Raw genomic sequence first — 18448 nt, forward strand, 5'->3', positions numbered from 1 at the left:
AATAAATGTTCTCCTTCTCTTTGGGATAGAGTCAGAGAGAGCGCGGTTTTAAACAAAAAAGCGAGCCTTAGCCCGCTATTTTTATAGTTTTCTAGAACTTCAAATTCAATCTCTTTCCACGTATGGATTATCCAAACCCAACTTGGCAAGAATCTCTATTTCCAAAGCTTCCATTTCTTCGGCATCTGCATCTGAGGTTTCATGATCATAGCCCATAAGGTGCAACGTGCCATGTACCAACATGTGAGTGAAATGCGCCAATGGTGTTTTAGCTTGTTCTGCAGCTTCCTGCAAAACCACAGGAATACAAATCACCAAATCACCAATAGGGAAACTCGGTAAAACTTGTGCCATTTCATCGGGTAAATCACTTGGAAAAGACAAGACGTTGGTAGATTTGTCTTTTTTGCGATATTCCAAATTGAGCTTGTGACTTTCGGCATGATCGACACAAGCAATTCCAATTTCACAATCACTTTGGGTGTCTAAATGTCTTAAAGTGGTTTCGACTACTTTTTTCAAATAGGCACGTTTTAACACTAGCTCAGGCGCTTGAATGTCCTGTTGCAGGCTCAAACTTAATTTCAAAATGAATCCTTAATTCTTCAGTTTCGTTGCAGAACACATAGCAATTAATGCTGTGCATCTGCTGCGGCGTCATTTTCCGCAATTAATGCTTCTTGACGCGCTTTACGTTCTGCACGTGCTTCGGCACTTAATCGCTGTTGCTCACTGTCCCAGCCTTCATAGGCTTCAACAATTTTTTGCACCAACTGGTGACGTACCACATCGCGAGAGTGGAAACGGGTAATGTGAATTTCATGCACATTTTCCAGTACCCGCAAAGCATGTGATAAGCCAGATTGCTGACCACGTGGTAAATCGACCTGAGTCACGTCACCTGTAATGACTGCACGTGAACCGAAGCCCAAACGTGTCAGGAACATTTTCATTTGTTCAGGGGTGGTGTTTTGCGCTTCATCCAAAATCACAAAAGAGTGGTTGAGGGTGCGACCACGCATATATGCCAGTGGTGCAACTTCAATCACTTGACGTTCAATGAGTTTGGCGACTTTTTCAAAACCCAACATTTCATACAAGGCATCGTATAGTGGGCGCAGATAAGGGTCAATTTTCTGAGTTAAATCACCTGGTAAAAAGCCCAGTTTTTCACCCGCTTCAACCGCAGGACGCACCAATAGAATCCGTTGGATTTCATTGCGTTCCAGCATATCTACGGCAGCAGCAACGGCTAAATAGGTTTTACCCGTACCTGCAGGGCCAATACCAAAGGAAATATCGCTTTGCAAAATACGCTGCACATAACGCTTTTGGTTGGCACCGCGTGGGTTAATACGCCCTTTGCGGGTTTGCAACCAAACAGCATCTAGTCCAGTATGCTCTTGCCCATCATCCGATTGTAATTCACGGTCAGTTTGACTGCCCTGAATCATCATGTGGAGCGTATCTGCACTAATTTGTGCAGAGCTTTCCGCTTCTTCATGCAGGCGTTGCAAGAGCGTTTCGGCTCGCTCAACTGCATCAATTTCCCCATCTATAAAAAAGGCGTCACCACGATGGGAAATTTGCACGTCTAGACGTTGTTCGATTTGTTTCAAATGTCCGTTATAAGCACCGAGCATGCTTTTTAGACGTTCCATTGAAATGCCAGGAAAAGTTACTGTACGTCGAATCGCTGCAGTCAAGAGAATTCCTTAATCTGTTATTGGACTTTAGCTCTTACATTACGCCACGTCAGGCTCAAGATTCAAGAGTTCACCGTAAACTAAATTCAAAGTTTTAATCTCGGTAATCTCAATCTCCGCAAAGCGTCCGACCCAAGCAGGGTCACCAATAAATGTTACTAAACGTGTATTGTCGGCTGTGCCCACTAAAATGTTCGGGTCTTTGTCGGAAACATTTTCAATCAGGACACGTTGTACTGTTCCGAGCATTGCATCGGTCTTATCAATACTGGATTGTTTGATCCATTGCTGAACTTTGGCTAAACGCTCTTTTTTAACATCTTCAGGTGTGGTGTCTTCAAGTTCAGATGCAGGTGTTCCCGGACGTTTTGAGTAGATAAAACTATAGGAATGGTCAAAATCCATATCTTGAATAAACTGATAAGTTTCTTCAAAGTTTTGATCAGTTTCACCTGGGAAGCCAATAATAAAGTCGCTAGATAAGTGCATGTCTGGGCGTACTTTACGTAATTTGGCAATCTTGTCGATATACACATCAATAGTGTGGTTACGTTTCATGGCTTGTAATACATCATTCGAGCCACTTTGCACAGGCAAGTGTAAATGCGACACCATTTGCGGTAAATCACGGTAGCATTGAATCAAATCATCATTAAATTCTAGCGGGTGTGATGTGGTGTAGCGAATTCGCCCAATACCAGGTACTTCGGCAACCAAACGCAGTAAGTCAGCGAAAGTACAAATTTTGCCGTCAAAAGTTTCACCACGGTAGCCATTCACGTTTTGACCGAGCAAGCTAATTTCACGTACACCTTTTTCAGCCAAAGTCGCAATTTCAGCCAAGACGTCATCTAAAGGACGTGACACTTCTTCACCGCGTGTGTAGGGAACTACGCAGAAAGAACAGTATTTTGAACAGCCTTCCATAATCGACACAAAGGCTTTAAACCCTTCTACACGAGGTTCAGGTAAAAAGTCGAATTTTTCGATGTCTGGGAAAGAAATATCCACCAGTTTGATTTTTTCTTTTTTTGGTTTTTCAATCTGATCGTGGTGCTGATCAAGCATTTGTGGCAAACGGTGCAAGGTTTGTGGACCAAAAATCATATCCACATACGGCGCACGTTTTTGGATGTTATCACCTTCCTGAGAAGCCACACAACCGCCTACACCAATGACCAAATCGGGATTTTTTTCTTTAAGCTTGCGCCAGCGGCCTAATTCAGAAAATACTTTTTCTTGGGCTTTTTCACGAATTGAACAGGTGTTCATGAGCAAAATATCGGCATCGGCAGGGTTGCTGGTCAACACATAACCGTGCGAGTCACCCAAAAGGTCTGCCATACGGTGACTGTCATACTCATTCATCTGACACCCTTGCGTTTCGATATACAGTTTTTTAACTGAACCGTCGGCTGGGGTGTGCTGTGGCTGGGTAACAGTGTTTTCTGAGGCAGCTTGGGCACCATTCGGGATGAAGGTTTGAACCGTCATGTAGGCTCCTAAGAGATAATTCACGTGTTCGTTTAAAAAAATAAACGGAATAGATAAAACAAAGGGGCGTATTTTAGCAGGAATTCAAGATAAACTGACAGACTTTAATCCATGCATCACATACTTGAAATGTGGAGTAAAATTGTTGGCAGTTTGATTTCAAGATTAATATCGTCTAATCAGAAGGTTACATAACAGAACACAACTGGGGTTCTAGAGTAATTAAACTAAGTTAAATGATTGGATGCGAACCTCGAGGCAAAAGTAAATGACTGAAGGCAAGCGAATGCTGCAAATGATGAAACAAAATAATAAATTAACGAAAAAGCTTGTATTAAGTCTGGTCTCGCTTGCCGTAATGACAGGTACGCATGCCGCAAATGAACAGTTTAATGATGCACTGCGCGCAGCTAATTCAGGTGATGTCGATTTATTGCAGCAGTATCAGCATGCCATGCAAAATGATGTCTTGGGTTACTATCCTGAATACTGGGCGTTGAACACCAATTTAGGTATGCAACCTGCCAGTGCCATTGTGCAGTTTGCACAGCGCCATCCACAATCGGCGATGGCGGAAAAACTCGCAGCAGATTACATCGAAGAAAAAGTGAAGCAGGCCGATTTTAGCAGTCCCCAACCTGTGCTTGCCTATGTGAGTAATGCCGATCAAGCCGAAAGCTGTGCCATAGCACAAGTCCGTACCCGTTCGGGTGATCCTTTGGTGGTCGCAGAGTTTAAGGATGTGTGGCTGAACACCAGTACACAACCTGAATCTTGTACAGGTTTGGGACGCATGATGCTGTCGAGTCCGTTAATGACTCAGCAAGATAAACAGCAACGCTTATGGGCACAATTGCGTGCAGGGCAGTCAGGACTCGCTTTAGCGACTGCGCAAAGTTTAGGTATGAATATAAGTTTGGCACAATTGAACAGTATTCAAGCCAATCCACTGAATTATTTGTGGTCTGCGCCTAAAGCAAGCAATGAAGACCATGCTTATCTTATTTATGCGATCGGACGTTTAGCCGATAGCGATTTAAACTCGGCACTTTCTTCACTAAAACGCATTGTAGAAGGTACGCCAGAAGCGGTACAAAAAGCCTTATATCGTGCTGTGGGATATATTGGCGGCACTACAGTCATGAAGAACAATTTTAACCGTGAAGTGTTAAATGCCTTAGATGCCAGTTATGGCTTACCTTTTAGTCCCGAAGAAGCAGAAATTTATGCCCGTCAGGCGATTCGTTTTGGTGCATGGGAAAGTGTGATTCGTGCTGTAGACAGCATGAGCGTGACTCAAAAACAGGAAGATCGTTGGCAATATTGGTTGGCACGTGCTTCAGAACAACGCAATGATGCAGCGTCGAAACGTAGTGCACAAAATATTTATAAAAAACTGGCGCAGGGTGATGATTATCACAACTTGTTGGCGAAAGATCGTCTTGGGCAAACCTACAACACGATTCCTGCKAATACGCAACCAAGTACCAATGACTTACAACGTTTGAATCAGGATATTCACTTTAACCGTGCCTTTGCTTTGCGTGAAATTAATGCACCTGCCAATTATGTCAACCGTGAATGGAACTGGGCGGTACGTCAGGCGTATTTAAGACAGGATGATGGTTTGATTTTAGCAGCGGCTAAGCGTGCGACCGATATGGGTTGGTATGATCGTGCTATTTATGCAGCAGATCGCACTGTAAATAAGCACAACTATAGTTATCGATATGCCATGCCGCACCGTAATTATGTGGTGAGCCACAGTCAAAATGCAGGTATCGACCCCGCTTGGGCTTATGGACTGATGCGTCAGGAAAGCCGTTTTAATACTACTGCGCGTTCGCATGTCGGCGCAGGTGGGCTAATGCAAATCATGCCCGATACGGCACGTTTAGTTGCACGACAAATGGGTGAAACTTATAATCCTGCCGCGCTAAGTGATATGAATACCAATATTCGTTATGGCACATTTTATTTGTCGACCATTCAGAGGCAGTTAAGCAATAGTCCAGTGCTCGCCACAGCGGGATATAACGCAGGGCCGAACCGCGCGCGCCGTTGGCAGCCCGAGTTTCAAGCGATTGCTGCAGACCAATATACCGAGAGTATTCCATTGTTAGAAACACGTGACTATGTCAAGCATGTCATGACCAATGCCACACATTATGGTGTGTTGTTGGGGCAAGGTGGACAATCGATAAGTAGTCGTATGCAACATATTCCACCGCGAAATACACCTTAGATTAGAGAAAATTTATAAGTGATACAGCTTGATGATCGTGTCGGTCGTTAGATGTGTAGAATATTGGACGCATAAAATCGTAAGGGGGCTGAAGCATTGAAAGTGTGGATGAGTACAGTTTTACAGCCAATTCAAGTGACACTGCTCGGTTTGTGTGGTGCAGCTTTGGTTTTGTGTACGCAAAATGCATTTTCTGCCCCCGTGCAAGGCTATGTGATGTCTGTGCAAATGACGCCCGCCGTGTGTTTAATCGATTCGAGTAAAAGCAAAAAGCGTAAATGTTTAGAAGGCTATTCACTGAATATTGAAGGCTTATATCCTGAAGTTGCTGCGCGTGAGTGCAGTACTCAGTCATCGGCGAAGTTGCCGCCTTTGCAAGCCAAAGTGGTGGCGCGGGTCATGCCTGATGAAGCTGCACGGGTACAATTGTGGCAAGCCATTGGTGGCTGTGTGCCCATGAATGCCAGCCAATATTTCCGGATGATCATTAACAATGCTGATCGGATTAACGTGCCTTCGGTATTGACAGGGCAAGACACGCAGAGCGTGCAATTGTCACAACTGCGAAGTTTGTTTCTCAAGTCCAATTCAGGTATGTCATTTAAAAGCGTGCATTTTCAGTGCTCTAACCATCAAGGCAAAAGTTATTTAACTGAAATCAAAATTTGTTATAACACTGCAGGGCGCTACAAGCAGTGTAGTGCGGCGGTTGAATCCAATTGCCCGAATCAGTTTGTTATTAAAGGTTCTTACTAGCATATTAGGTGCCTGTATTTTTTGACTTTTAAGATTTTTGAGAAATTTTATTCATATTTTCTATCAGACTTTTGTGGAATTTGATGTGCTTTTGCATGCATCTGATGAATGATTGGAGTACAATCTTTCGCGTTTATGATTATTAAGATTAGATAGAACAGCTATTTAATCGCATTGACTATCCTCTCAATTGGAGATAATTACATGAAGCAACCTGTTCGCGTTGCCGTTACTGGCGCTGCTGGTCAAATTGGTTACAGCCTATTATTCCGTATCGCTAGCGGTGAAATGTTGGGTAAAGACCAACCAGTTATCCTTCAATTATTAGAAGTTCCTTTTGAGAAAGCTCAAGCTGCGCTTAAAGGCGTAATGATGGAACTTGACGACTGTGCTTTCCCATTATTGGCTGGCATGATCGGTACTGATGATCCTAAGGTTGCATTTAAAGATGCTGACTACGCGTTATTGGTTGGTTCTCGTCCACGTGGTCCTGGTATGGAACGTGCTGACCTTCTTAAAGTAAACGGCGAAATCTTTATTGGTCAAGGTCAAGCACTTAACGAAGTTGCTAGCCGTGACGTTAAAGTTCTAGTTGTTGGTAACCCAGCGAACACGAATGCTTATATCGCAATGAAATCTGCTCCAGATCTTCCAGCGAAAAACTTCACAGCAATGTTACGTCTTGACCACAACCGTGCGTTAACTCAACTTGCTCAAAAAGCTGGCGTTGCTGTTTCTGACATCAAAACAATGACAGTTTGGGGTAACCACTCTCCAACAATGTATGCTGACTACCGTTTTGCAACTGCAAATGGCGAAAGCTTAAAAGACAAAATCAACGATGCTGAATGGAATAAAGACGTATTCCTTCCTACAGTTGGTAAGCGTGGCGCTGCGATCATCGAAGCACGTGGTTTATCTTCTGCCGCATCTGCTGCAAACGCTGCAATTGACCACATGCGTGACTGGGCGCTTGGAACAAACGGCGAATGGGTAACGATGGGTATTCCTTCTGATGGTTCTTACGGTATCCCTGAAGGCGTAATGTTCGGTTTCCCTGTAACTTGCGAAAATGGCGAATACAAAATCGTTCAAGGTCTTGAAATTGACGAGTTTAGCCGCGAGCGTATCAACTTCACGTTAAACGAACTTGAAGAAGAACGTGCAGCAATTGCTGACATGATTAAATAATTTAATCTGCTAGATTAAGTTAAAACTTCTTTGGAAGTGATGCCAGTCAAACTAAACGTTGACTGGCATTTTTTTACACTTTATTTTTTTGAAATTAAATGCTTATCATCATTTTAGTTTGTATGGTTTATCAGATATAAAAACTGATGGCGAGATATAAAATAGGTTGATAGACCTACATGATAATGTGAATTGGGTGGAATACGCGCGTTTCCTTTTTCAAATCTTCTCTCTGTTATATCCGTTATTGTTGCAAGTGCCCAAAGATCGGATGTTTCGTTTTGGGGCTTTTATCTTCATTGTTGTCGGTACCATTGGCGCATTTCAAATTGTGGATCTAAATCAAGCATTGTAAGTTTTGATGGGTGGTTTAGGGATGATGTTGGATTACGCTTCTTTTGGTTTTTACTTCTAGCAGGAGTATTTATTAAATAACGTCGGTGTGAAATTGCATCCATTCTTATTTTCACGTTAAACGCTACAGCCCGCAAAATTGACCAGTTGCTAACTTTAAATTTGCGTAGAAAAAAACCAGTCTGTGTGCATTGAGGGTTTTTTTTAGCCTAAACAAGGTTTTGGAAATTGAATGTTGTAGATATTCAATATTGATTTGAAGGATTAATTTGAATGACTTTCACCACATAGAAAACCCATCCTGAATTGGATGGGTTTTTCAGTTTTTAGCAAGTAGCGGTTTAAGCTCGTTCTAAAGCTGCACTTTTTCTGACTCTTGGTAAATACAATAATCGGTAGGTGATGGTAAGAAGGATCACCCACAATGGGCTGACGATAAGTGCTTTAAGAGTATCTGGTTCTAAGCTTAAAATAATTAAGGCGAAAAACAAGAAGACAAGTACAACATAGCTCATCCACACACCACCTGGCATTTTAAAGGTTGAGCGTTCATGCAATTCTGGTTGTAATTTACGATAGCGCAAATAGCACACCATAATTAGTCCCCAAATACTAATAAATAAAATCACACACAGAGAGCTGGCCAAAGTGAATGCTTCAATGGTATTGGGTACAAAATATTGTAAACCTGCACCCGCCATAATAAAGAAGCATGAAAAAATCAGTCCTTGTGCAGGAACAGCGCGTTTGGATAAGCGTGCCAAAGCCTGYGGCGCCTGCTTGGTTCTGGCTAGACCAAATAACATGCGACTGGTAGAAAACACACCACTGTTCATCGATGACATCACTGAAGACAGTACTACTAAATTCATGATAATCGCAGAGGTTGGAATTCCTGCATGTAGAAATAAGGAAACAAAAGGACTTTGATCGGCAGGAATTTGGTTCCAAGGCGTTACAGACATAACCACCAATAAAGACAGGACGTAAAACAGAATAATGCGAGTTGGAATCGCATTTACCGCTTTAGGTAGATTTTTTTCAGGGTCTTTGGTTTCTGCAGCCATTGTGCCTAAAAGTTCAACCCCGACAAAAGCAAATAAGGCAATTTGGAAACCTGCTAAAAAGCCATTGCCGCCTTGTGGAAACATGCCGCCATGTGCCCAAATATTGCTGAAGCTTGACGCCGTACCATCAGGGGATTGAAAGTGGTTGAGCACCATAAAACCACCAATAAAAATTAAACCCAAAATGGCTAAAATTTTAATCAGGGCAAACCAAAACTCAATTTCACCAAAGAGTTTAACTGTGAGTAAGTTGAGTCCGAGTACAAATAAAACACATCCCACACTAATTAAGGCTTGTCCTGTGGGGGTAAAGCTAACCCCGGCGGGTAGCCAAAAGTTGAGATAATTAATGATGGCTGCTAAGTCTGCAATACCCACCAAAMCCCAACCAAGCCAATACGACCAGCCAATATAATAGGCAGCTCCTGGACCAATTAAGTCATGCGCCATATCAATAAAAGATTTGTAATGCAGATTGGATAATAAAATTTCACCTAAAGCGCGCATTAAGAAGAAAAACATTAGACCAATAATCATGTAAATAAACAGAATAGAAGGTCCTGCCAGTGAGATGGTTTTGCCTGAGCCCATAAACAGCCCTGTACCAATCGCGCCACCAATGGCAATTAACTGTAAGTGTCGGTTGGACAATTTGCGCTGCAGTTGATCCGGAGGAGACTGCAAAGAATTTTGCGAAGTTTGTGTCATTTCAATGTCCTTATTGAGTTTTTTAACGGTAGCCATTGGCGTACTGAGTTCGCTTAAGCAAGCTGAAAATCCTATTTAGCGCAATTCCTTTAAATATGAGGAAGATTTTAAATGCTACGGTTTATAACTGTGTTGCGGTAACTGCAATTTCAATACGCCAGTTTGGATTGACCAATTCTGCTTGAATGGTTGCACGTGCAGGTTTAGGACAGTCTATCAACCACTCTGCCCATAAGGCATTGACCACTGGAAAATCGGCAAGATCTTTTAAAAAGAGCTGTGCAGAAAGCAAGTGTGATTTATCACTATTGGCCTGAGCTAAAAGTTGTTCAATGGTATTGAACACGTTTCGTGTCTGAGCGTCTATGTCGGCTTCAGGATTGCTTGGAACTTGTCCTGAAAGATAAACCACATGATTAAATACAGTCACAGCACTCATAAAATCATTGCTGTGTAAATGTTGGATAGAATTGGGCATCACTATTTCCTTGTGGAGAGGGAGTGCATAAATGCAACTGGGTCAAACGTATAATTAAAATATGGAAAACATTTCTTATGTGGCTGCAATAGAAAAAGGCACGCGCGGTGTGACGGCACACATTAACTCATAACCGACTGTGCCTGAGGCATGCGCAACTTCATCAATACTTAGCAAAGTACCTGCAGCAGATTTGCCCCATAACACCACTTCGGCACCAATATCGGCATCGGTCACATGGGTGAGATCGACGGCCAACATATCCATGCTCACCCGACCAATCAGACGTGTTTTACAATCATTGACCAACACAGGTGTGCCTGTTGGAGAAGTGCGCTGATAGCCATCGGCATATCCGCAAGCAGCAATACCGATGCGCATAGGGTGTTCCGCTACAAAGTTGGAACCATAGCCGACACTTTGACCTGCCACCAAAGTCTGTATGGAGATAATTTCTGTACGCAAACTCATGGCAGGTTGTAATTGCCAGCTTTGACTACAATGCTTTGGATAGTCAGGAGAGCTGCCATAAAGCATGATGCCGCCACGGACAATGTCAGAGTGGAGCTCATGGCTGTGACGTAAAATTGCTGCACTGTTACTGACGGTCACCGCTGCAGGAAATGCTTGAATGATGTGTTGGAATTGCGAATATTGTTGCTGAATTCCCGAGATACCAAAACGTTCACCATCTGCATCTGAAAAATGCATCATGTGTGTCAGACTCGCTACAATCTCTAATTCAAGCAAGCGCTTCCAAGCCTGAGCATAGTCTTCAGGTGCAAAACCCAACCGATTCATGCCTGCATTCATTTTGACAAAAATATGAAATCGCGCTGTGGGATGGCTAGACTGAAATTGCTGTAACCATTCAATTTGTAGGGTGTTGTGTACGGTAAAACTAAAATTAAAGTCGTGACAATCCTGTAAGTCTTGTACAGAAAAAATGCCTTCCAATAATAAAATATCGCCTTGCCAACCCAAAGTTCGTAAGCGTTTTCCTTCAGCGAGATCAAGCAAGGCAAAACCATCTGCTTGTTGTAAAGCAGGGTAGACCCGTTCAATACCGTGTCCATAAGCATTGGCTTTAACCACGGCATACACTTTTGATTTTTTTGCATGACATCGAGCAATCGCTAAGTTATGACTTAAGGCATCTAAATGAATCCATGCCCGTATTGGTCGTGACATAAAGTTCTTCCTTGAACAAATTGACTTTGCGTTTAATCCGTTCGCTGTATGTTTATAAACTAAGCTGCTAAGGTGGTGTGATAACGCTGCAGAGATAAACCTTCAGTGCTAATTTCTGTACTGCGTCCCATCACCAAATCACTGATCAACTTTCCTGAACCACACGCCATAGTCCAACCTAAAGTGCCGTGTCCTGTGTTAATAAATAAATTTGGATACTGTGTTGCACCAATAATTGGTGTGCTGTCTGGTGTCATTGGGCGTAATCCTGTCCAGAAAGAAGCTTGTTGCAGATCTCCACCTGGAAATAAATCATGCGTCACCATTTCCAAAGTTGCTCGTCGGTCTAAATTTAAGCCCAAATTAAAGCCACTCAATTCAGCCATGCCGCCCACGCGAATACGTTGATCAAAACGTGTGATCGCAATTTTATAGGTTTCATCCAAAACGGTAGATTGAGGTGCTAAGTCTGGCTGAATAATTGGAATAGTGAGTGAATATCCTTTTACTGGATAAACGGGTAAATCGAGATGCAAAGGCTTTAAAAAATCACGTGAATAACTGCCAAATGCCAGTACATAGCGGTCTGCTGTCAGTACCTGACCATTGACCAACACACCTTTAATAGCATTGCCTTCTACAATGAGTCGTTCAACTTTTTGATTAAATTGAAAATTAACCCCTAAGTTCTTGGCATGTTGAGCTAAAGCTTTGCTAAATAAATAACAATCACCCGTTTCATCATTGGGTAAATGTAAGCCGCCGACTAATTTGTCTTGAGCATTGGCTAAGGCGGGTTCAACCTGTGTCAAACCTGCAGCATCGAGCAATTTAAAGTCTACGCCAGTTTCTTGTAGGACTTGAATATCACGTTGCACAGCTTCAAGTTGTACTTCTTTACGGAAAATTTGCAGGGTACCTTTGGCACGGTTTTCGTAGTGGATACCTGTTTCTTGACGCAAGCTGCGTAAACAATCACGGCTATATTCTGCAACACGAAGCATGCGCTCTTTATTAATTGCGTATTGATTGGCGCTACAATTTTTCAGCATTTGTAACATCCACTGCAATTGCCACATGCTGCCATCAAGCTGAACCGCCAAAGGCGCATGATGCTGAAACATCCATTTCACAGCTTTAAATGGAATACCCGGTGCAGCCCACGGTGTAGAGTAACCTGGTGAAATTTGTCCTGCATTACCAAAACTGGTTTCTTCTGCAGGGCCGGCCTGACGGTCTAATACTGTGACCTCAGCCCCTTGTTTTGCTAAATAATAAGCACTGGTCACTCCAATGACGCCACTACCTAAAACAATTACACGCATGTGCTTGTCCTAACGCTATCCCTAGTTTATTTAACTAGTATATTTTTGGTTCAATAGTGAAATTTGCTATTTTTAGGGTAAAATTCTAGTGAATTCGTAGGATAATTCGCAGAAACTATAAAATAACAGGGATTTTAGATGCGTAAATTAGACCGTATAGATCGGATGATTTTAGATATATTGCAAAAGCAGGGCAGAATCGCAATTAGTGAGTTGGCAGCGATGGTCAATTTGTCGACCACGCCTTGCTCAGAGCGGGTAAAACGCTTGGAACGTGATGGGATTATTATGGGTTACCACGCCCGTTTAAGCCCAGAATTACTAGATAAACGCTTATTGGTGTTTTTAGAAATTAAGCTTTCTGCAAAATCAGGCGATGTGTTTGAGCAAGTTGCACGAGATTTGGCAGATATTCCTGAAGTTTTAGAATGTCATTTGATTTCTGGGGACTTTGATTATCTAGTCAAAGCGCGTTTAAAGGAAATGAGTACCTATCGTAAGTTGCTAGGCAATATTTTAAAAAAACTACCTGCCTCGGCATCCTCACATAGCTATGTAGTGATGGAGGAAGTTAAAGAAAGTACGTATTTAGATTTGAGTGTATAGTTGTACAAAAAATAACATGCTGCAACTCGGCTACTGCTGAATTGTGCCTCATAGCAGGTTAAGGTCATGTAAAACACAAGGCGAACCAAAGGAGGATGGCATGTTTGACCAACAACCGACTTTAGAACTGTTATTTGAACAATTGGGTCTAGATGCAGACCAAGCAGCAATTGATCAATTTATTCGTGACCATCAATTACCTGCAGAAACGAAATTACATTGTGCTGAGTTTTGGACGGAAGGGCAACGCCAATTTTTGCTAAGTCACTGGAAACAAGATGATGATTGGGCCATTGTGATTGAAACTTTAAATGAGCAATTACATAGCGATCAACATCCGAGTGTTTAATCTGTATGTAAGTTAAAAAAAGTACTTAAGTGAAATCAAAAAATTTCATCAAAAAAGCGCCAGTAAACTGCGTGCTCACAAAAAGATACAACAAACCCAGTCGAAAGGCTGGGTTTTTTATACAAAGTGTTATAAGTTGGTTGAATAAGGAATTACAATGAAACTAATAAAAGGGGGCAAGGTGCTCATGCAAAATACTCCATCATTAGCCATGTTATTCAGCCAACTCGGTTTAGCCAGCAGCCCTGCAGCCATTGAACTGTATGTACGTACGCATCAATTACCTGCACATATTAATTTACATGAAGCGCCGTTTTGGAATAAATCACAACGTGAATTTTTAATCAGTCATTTGGTACAAGACGATGATTGGGCCATTTGGATTGATGAACTCAATCAACAATTGCATTTAGATGCTTATCGTTTACAAGCTGTTTAGGTTCAAGTCATTATCATCTTTAATATGTTTTCATTAAAAACGCCTCAGAACGAGGCGTTTTTTTAATGCATTCTGCTTTTAAGAATTTGTTTAAACCAGACTTCAGTTTGATAGGCATTAAATGCAGGGTGAATTTGTAAAAGTTCCAAATCAAATTCGGCAGTTTTACTGTATTTACCTAACCAGTGGCGACACAGTGCGCTTTCATTTTTACTGGCGCTCGCATAAGCTAAGAAAAAGAAAATATCCCCATGTGCATAATGGGTCATGGCTTTTAAAATTTGTTGAGTAATTAAGGCGTATTTCGCATCACGGGTCAGTTCAAAATACATCATATAGGCTTTGGCTAAATGCAAAGACAAATTGATATATAACGTCACCGGCATTTCTTCAAATTCAACCCGACCTTGTTCTAACAGTACAATGGCTTCTTGTAAAAAATAAATTTGTTCTTGGCGTAACTCGCTCAAACTCACCAATTGTAAGCGTAAATCGGCACGTTCTAATGCCAATTCAGGCGTATTGCCTTGTAAAAAAAGTTGGTCGGTTTCCCCAATACGTTGAATAAGATGTTGAGTCGAGTTGCGCATGGGTGAGTTCCTGATAGCAATATTTGTTCTACATCGGGGCAAACTTACAGTTTTAAAGCCAATAGTCTGAAAAATGCGGTCTATCTTTACCAAAGTTGGTTGCGGCTGCGTAGCCATGCGGTAATGGAAAGACGTTGCTGTGTCGCAGGCAAAACCTCATGTAATAAATCACTTTGGAAAATCGCAATCCGATTTGGGCGTGGTTCTATAATCTGCCATGCTCCATGTTTGTCTTGTAAGCGTAGTTGTCCTCCCCAATCTGTCTGCCACTCAGGATGTAAATAATAGACAGCAGAAATCACCCGATCATTTTTTTGTTGTGGATTATCTCGGTGCAAAGCATAAAAAGAACCTGCTTGATAGCTGGCAAAATGTGCTTCGACCTCACGAATCCCTAAATAAAATGCTTGATTGAATTGTTCGGCCAAAGCCAAAAGGGTTTGGGTATGTTGTTGTGCAATGCTTAAATCTTCGTGAATCCATAAAATATGATCACTGCGAATTTTGCTGACCACACCATTTTGAATGGCTGCTTCACGAAATTGATCTAAATTTTGACTACACTCTAGCAGCAATTGTTGTTGATATTCGGGTGAATAAGCATCATCAATTATTGCAAAACCATGTTGATCCAAATCTTCAAGAATTCGATCAACATTCCAGGACTTTGGGAGAAGTGTAGCGTCCATATAAAATACTCAGAAAAAGATGAAATTGAGAGTTGGTTATTTTAGAGGAATACAAGCTCCTGAATGAAACTTTTTTTCATGCTAAAATGTCGGTTGATTTTAGGAATGAACCAAACATGAATTATCGTCACCATTTCCATGCGGGCAACTTTGCCGATGTCATGAAGCATGTTTTATTGCTGCAAATTTTGACACGTTTAAATGCCAAAGATAAACCTTATCGCTATGTCGATACACATGGCGGTGCGGGTAAATATGACTTATCTTTAGCACCTGCACAAAAATCGGGTGAATTTTTAAATGGTATTCATCGTTTAGTGAAACTAGATGATTCAATCAAACGTCAGGCACCACAAGGTGTACAGCAGTATTTAAAACTGGTTGAAGCAATGCGTGAAGTGGATGGGCAAGGTGCTTATCCGGGTTCGCCGTGGTTTGCTTTACAAGGCATGCGTGACATCGATAAAGCGACTATTTTTGAAATGCAGCGCGATGTATTCCAGCAATTACGTCATAACATTCGTGACAAGCGCGCAGGTCTACATGAGCGTGATGCTTACGAAGGTTTATTGGGCGTCATTCCACCGAAAGAAAAACGCGGCTTGGTGATGATTGATCCACCGTATGAATTAGAACGTAAAGATTTCCCACAGTTGGTAGAATTATTGGCTGCTGCACATAAAAAATGGCCAACAGGCGTATTTGCTGTGTGGTATCCAATTAAAGACCGCGCCATGATTGAACGTTTTGAAAAGAAAATGTTTAAAACAGGGATTCGCCGTCAACTTATTTGTGAAATTTGTGTATGGCCTGATGATACTCCTGTGGGTTTAAACGGTTGTGGTTTATTGGTAATTAATCCACCATGGAAATTCTCTGAAGATGCAGATGAAGCCTTGCAATGGTTGTTCCCACACTTGCGTATGCAAGAACACGGTGGACATGCTGCAGTGCGTTGGTTAGTTGGCGAATAAAAATTTAAATAGACGTTCAGGTTACAGTTAGGACACAAAATAATGACAAACACATCAAAGCCCGAAGGAGAATATAGTTCCCGTGATCTTGAGCATGACGGAATTACATTTGAAGTGGTGGAAGAAGAACATACCCGTGAAGGGCAAAAGGTGAAACGTCGTGGTATCTATCTGTGGCCAAACCTGATTACCACGGCAGCCTTGTTGTCGGGTTTTTACTCCATTATTGCGAGTATGAATGGCGAATTTAGCCAAGCCATCTATGCCATATTTCTAGCAGCATTGTTTGATGGCTTAGATGGTCGTGTGGCACGTGCCATTGGTGCTCAAAGTCCATTTGGCGAACAGTTTGATTCATTATCCGATATGCTTGCTTTTGGCGTTGCACCTGCGATTATGATGTATAGCTGGAGTTTGCACGATTTAGGTCGTATCGGCTTGGCAGCCTGCTTTGTGTATACGGCTTGTGCCGCATTCCGTTTGGCGCGTTTTAATGTGCAAATTGGTGTGGTCGATAAACGCTACTTTATTGGTGTGGCAAGTCCTTTGGCAGCACTGATTATCGTGTCTTTGGTTTGGGTAGGTCGGGACTTTCCTGAACTGTATGATATTCGTGAAACTGGACTACAAATCCTCAATGCTGTGATTATTATTGCAGTAGGATTGTTGATGATTTCCAATATTAAATATTATTCATTTAAAACCTTTGACCGTAAGCGTGTGCCGTTTTTTGTATTGCCAATCGCAGTATTTATCCTTGCAGCCATGACGTACAATATCCCTGTAGGAATTTTAGTGATTTCAATTATTTATGCGCTTTCAGGTTTCGTGACCACTTTTATGGCAAGAAAAAATGCAGTGAGTTAATTAAGCTTTCATAAAAGCATCAACTCACAAGGAGTTTGATATGCAGCTGTTTCAAGATTTTCTCGATCGTTCCAAACAACTCAATCAAACTCCTGCGGCAACCGCCAAACTGCCTTATCACGCCCCGAAACATCATTATAAGTTTATCTATCAGGGCTTAATTCTTCCTAACTTGCCTGCACCTTTACATTATCTCAACTTTATCGGCTTATTGGGCAGTCTAAATACTGCAATGCTGCGCCCTGAAAATGTGATTACAACTTCAGCTTTAGATACGGCCAGTATTCTTTGTAGTAGTAGTCCCCACATGGTGGGACAGTCCAATCATTATTCAATACAACACGATTGCGTATTTACCGCACAGTATTTTCAGTTTGCCAATAAAGAACGCATTACAGGACATTTTCCGCAATTTTATATGCAACGTGAAGATAGCGAACTTAGCTTCGATTTAAAGATCACCACAAGCTCTACAATTTCATATTTCACCAAATTGCGAATGAATTTGGCAGAACATTGGTCATTGTTGTGTCAGTGTCAGGGAAGTGTGCGCTATAAAGATCAGCATTTTCAGATTGAGCAATTAGGCAGTTTTGAGTTTGCCCGCTCCATCCAGTTTCCTTATTTCGCTGTGGCATTTTTTTGCTATCAGGTGATTAATCTGAATCATCAGCAACAAATGATATTGCTACAAAGCCGTGATGTGCTGAATCGAATTTTGCAATCTCGAATCTATCTGCGAGATGCGAACACCGAGCAAACTCGGGTATTTGATGGGCAAGTACAATTTAATATTCAACGGGTTTATCCAAAAATAAAAACGCCAACAGGTCAGTGCATGTATTTACCACGCGAGTTTGAATGGCACTATCAAGATGAAGATGGCACCTCAGTTCATCTACAAGCGCAGAGTCGTGGTGATTTTAAATTTGGGGCTGCGGCAGGTTATGTCGGAAGTTTTCAATATCAGTTGGCTATAAATGGTGATCAACAACAAGGTGAAGGCGGCTATTGTGAATATATCGACTGCCGCGCACTGAAGTGGCAAGAATATGATCAACCAGAAAAAATGCCAGATGTAGTCCTGAATCCTGAACCTTTTATGATCAAGAAAAAGAAATTAGGACTTACGCATTGACGGATTCAAAAAAGTATTAAAATACTTTATAAAGTATCTGTGATCAGACGAATTAAAAATGCTTCTACAGCAACTTGTACTCTACCCATTTATATGGGCTTTCTCATGACAGAACCGAACTCTATTAGCTGCACACAACTTGCCGAGACTTATAATATCTCGCATGATAGTGTAAATCGCTTTCTAGAGCGTGAAGACTACACACCTCACGACCTATATCAAGAAGCAATTCAACATATTGATAATAATAAACTTATAGTCAGTATTGATGATACTGTTTT

18 protein-coding genes and 1 pseudogene are annotated in these 18448 nt (G+C 41.7%); 10 read left to right on the plus strand and 9 right to left on the minus strand.

The window, feature by feature from the left end:
- Positions 1-105: 105 nt before the first annotated feature.
- The 3 genes from ybeY to miaB are packed head-to-tail and all read right to left on the minus strand — an operon-like array spanning position 106 to position 3200.
- Entirely contained in the window at positions 106-588 is a 483-nt protein-coding gene (gene ybeY, locus BJN41_RS11155) for an rRNA maturation RNase YbeY (RefSeq protein ID WP_019836928.1), read from the minus strand.
- A gap of 44 nt (positions 589-632) precedes the next feature.
- A complete protein-coding gene (locus BJN41_RS11160; RefSeq protein WP_070155261.1) occupies positions 633-1706 on the minus strand; it encodes a PhoH family protein in 1074 nt (357 codons plus the stop codon).
- A 39-nt stretch (positions 1707-1745) separates the two neighbouring features.
- Positions 1746-3200 (minus strand): tRNA (N6-isopentenyl adenosine(37)-C2)-methylthiotransferase MiaB, encoded by a 1455-nt coding sequence (gene miaB, locus BJN41_RS11165; protein ID WP_070155263.1) that lies wholly within the window; start codon positions 3198-3200, stop codon positions 1746-1748.
- Between the two features lie 358 nt (positions 3201-3558).
- Here miaB and BJN41_RS11170 point away from each other — a divergent pair, with 358 nt between their 5' ends.
- The 3 genes from BJN41_RS11170 (at position 3559) to BJN41_RS11180 (ending at position 7392) form a co-directional block, all read left to right on the plus strand.
- Positions 3559-5445, plus strand: a complete 1887-nt coding sequence (locus tag BJN41_RS11170; RefSeq protein ID WP_171257440.1) for a lytic transglycosylase domain-containing protein — start codon at positions 3559-3561, stop codon at positions 5443-5445.
- A gap of 108 nt (positions 5446-5553) precedes the next feature.
- Entirely contained in the window at positions 5554-6201 is a 648-nt protein-coding gene (locus BJN41_RS11175) for a ribonuclease T2 family protein (RefSeq protein ID WP_070155267.1), read from the plus strand.
- Positions 6202-6405: 204 nt separating this feature from the next.
- Positions 6406-7392, plus strand: a complete 987-nt coding sequence (locus BJN41_RS11180; RefSeq protein WP_019836931.1) for a malate dehydrogenase — start codon at positions 6406-6408, stop codon at positions 7390-7392.
- Positions 7393-8087: 695 nt separating this feature from the next.
- Here BJN41_RS11180 and BJN41_RS11185 read toward each other — a convergent pair.
- The 4 genes from BJN41_RS11185 to BJN41_RS11200 form a co-directional block, all read right to left on the minus strand.
- Positions 8088-9521 (minus strand): amino acid permease, encoded by a 1434-nt coding sequence (locus BJN41_RS11185; protein WP_070155284.1) that lies wholly within the window; start codon positions 9519-9521, stop codon positions 8088-8090.
- Between the two features lie 121 nt (positions 9522-9642).
- A complete protein-coding gene (locus tag BJN41_RS11190; protein WP_070155269.1) occupies positions 9643-9999 on the minus strand; it encodes a RidA family protein in 357 nt (118 codons plus the stop codon).
- 75 nt (positions 10000-10074) lie between these two features.
- Positions 10075-11190, minus strand: a complete 1116-nt coding sequence (alr, locus tag BJN41_RS11195) for an alanine racemase (RefSeq protein ID WP_070155271.1) — start codon at positions 11188-11190, stop codon at positions 10075-10077.
- Positions 11191-11249: 59 nt separating this feature from the next.
- Positions 11250-12515: a D-amino acid dehydrogenase gene (locus tag BJN41_RS11200; RefSeq protein WP_070155273.1), complete on the minus strand. Its 1266-nt coding sequence runs from the start codon at positions 12513-12515 to the stop codon at positions 11250-11252.
- A 138-nt stretch (positions 12516-12653) separates the two neighbouring features.
- On the opposite strand from BJN41_RS11200, the gene BJN41_RS11205 reads away from it, so the two are divergent.
- The 3 genes from BJN41_RS11205 to BJN41_RS11215 all read left to right on the plus strand — a co-directional run bounded on the left by BJN41_RS11205 (position 12654) and on the right by BJN41_RS11215 (position 13909).
- A complete protein-coding gene (locus tag BJN41_RS11205) occupies positions 12654-13121 on the plus strand; it encodes an Lrp/AsnC ligand binding domain-containing protein (RefSeq protein ID WP_070155275.1) in 468 nt (155 codons plus the stop codon).
- A 100-nt stretch (positions 13122-13221) separates the two neighbouring features.
- Positions 13222-13470, plus strand: coding sequence for a DUF2789 family protein (locus BJN41_RS11210; protein ID WP_070155277.1), 249 nt, complete (start codon positions 13222-13224; stop codon positions 13468-13470).
- 181 nt (positions 13471-13651) lie between these two features.
- Complete coding sequence (locus BJN41_RS11215) at positions 13652-13909, plus strand: DUF2789 family protein (RefSeq protein WP_026438086.1); 258 nt, start codon at positions 13652-13654, stop codon at positions 13907-13909.
- A 62-nt stretch (positions 13910-13971) separates the two neighbouring features.
- Here BJN41_RS11215 and BJN41_RS11220 read toward each other — a convergent pair whose 3' ends face one another.
- A complete protein-coding gene (locus tag BJN41_RS11220; RefSeq protein ID WP_070155279.1) occupies positions 13972-14499 on the minus strand; it encodes a hypothetical protein in 528 nt (175 codons plus the stop codon).
- Positions 14500-14585: 86 nt separating this feature from the next.
- On the minus strand, positions 14586-15188 hold the full coding sequence (locus BJN41_RS11225; RefSeq protein WP_019836940.1) for a 2OG-Fe(II) oxygenase: 603 nt from the start codon (positions 15186-15188) through the stop codon (positions 14586-14588).
- 116 nt (positions 15189-15304) lie between these two features.
- Here BJN41_RS11225 and BJN41_RS11230 point away from each other — a divergent pair, with 116 nt between their 5' ends.
- The 4 genes and pseudogenes from BJN41_RS11230 to BJN41_RS14840 form a co-directional block, all read left to right on the plus strand.
- Entirely contained in the window at positions 15305-16162 is an 858-nt protein-coding gene (locus tag BJN41_RS11230) for a 23S rRNA (adenine(2030)-N(6))-methyltransferase RlmJ (protein ID WP_019836941.1), read from the plus strand.
- A 42-nt stretch (positions 16163-16204) separates the two neighbouring features.
- Entirely contained in the window at positions 16205-17029 is an 825-nt protein-coding gene (gene pssA, locus BJN41_RS11235) for a CDP-diacylglycerol--serine O-phosphatidyltransferase (protein WP_070155280.1), read from the plus strand.
- 40 nt (positions 17030-17069) lie between these two features.
- A complete protein-coding gene (locus BJN41_RS11240; RefSeq protein WP_070155282.1) occupies positions 17070-18167 on the plus strand; it encodes a DUF6670 family protein in 1098 nt (365 codons plus the stop codon).
- Positions 18168-18206: 39 nt separating this feature from the next.
- Positions 18207-18448, plus strand: a pseudogene (locus BJN41_RS14840) (IS701 family transposase); the annotation flags it as partial.

It is taken from the genome of Acinetobacter towneri, assembly GCF_001758345.1.
Taxonomy (GTDB): domain Bacteria; phylum Pseudomonadota; class Gammaproteobacteria; order Pseudomonadales; family Moraxellaceae; genus Acinetobacter; species Acinetobacter towneri_A.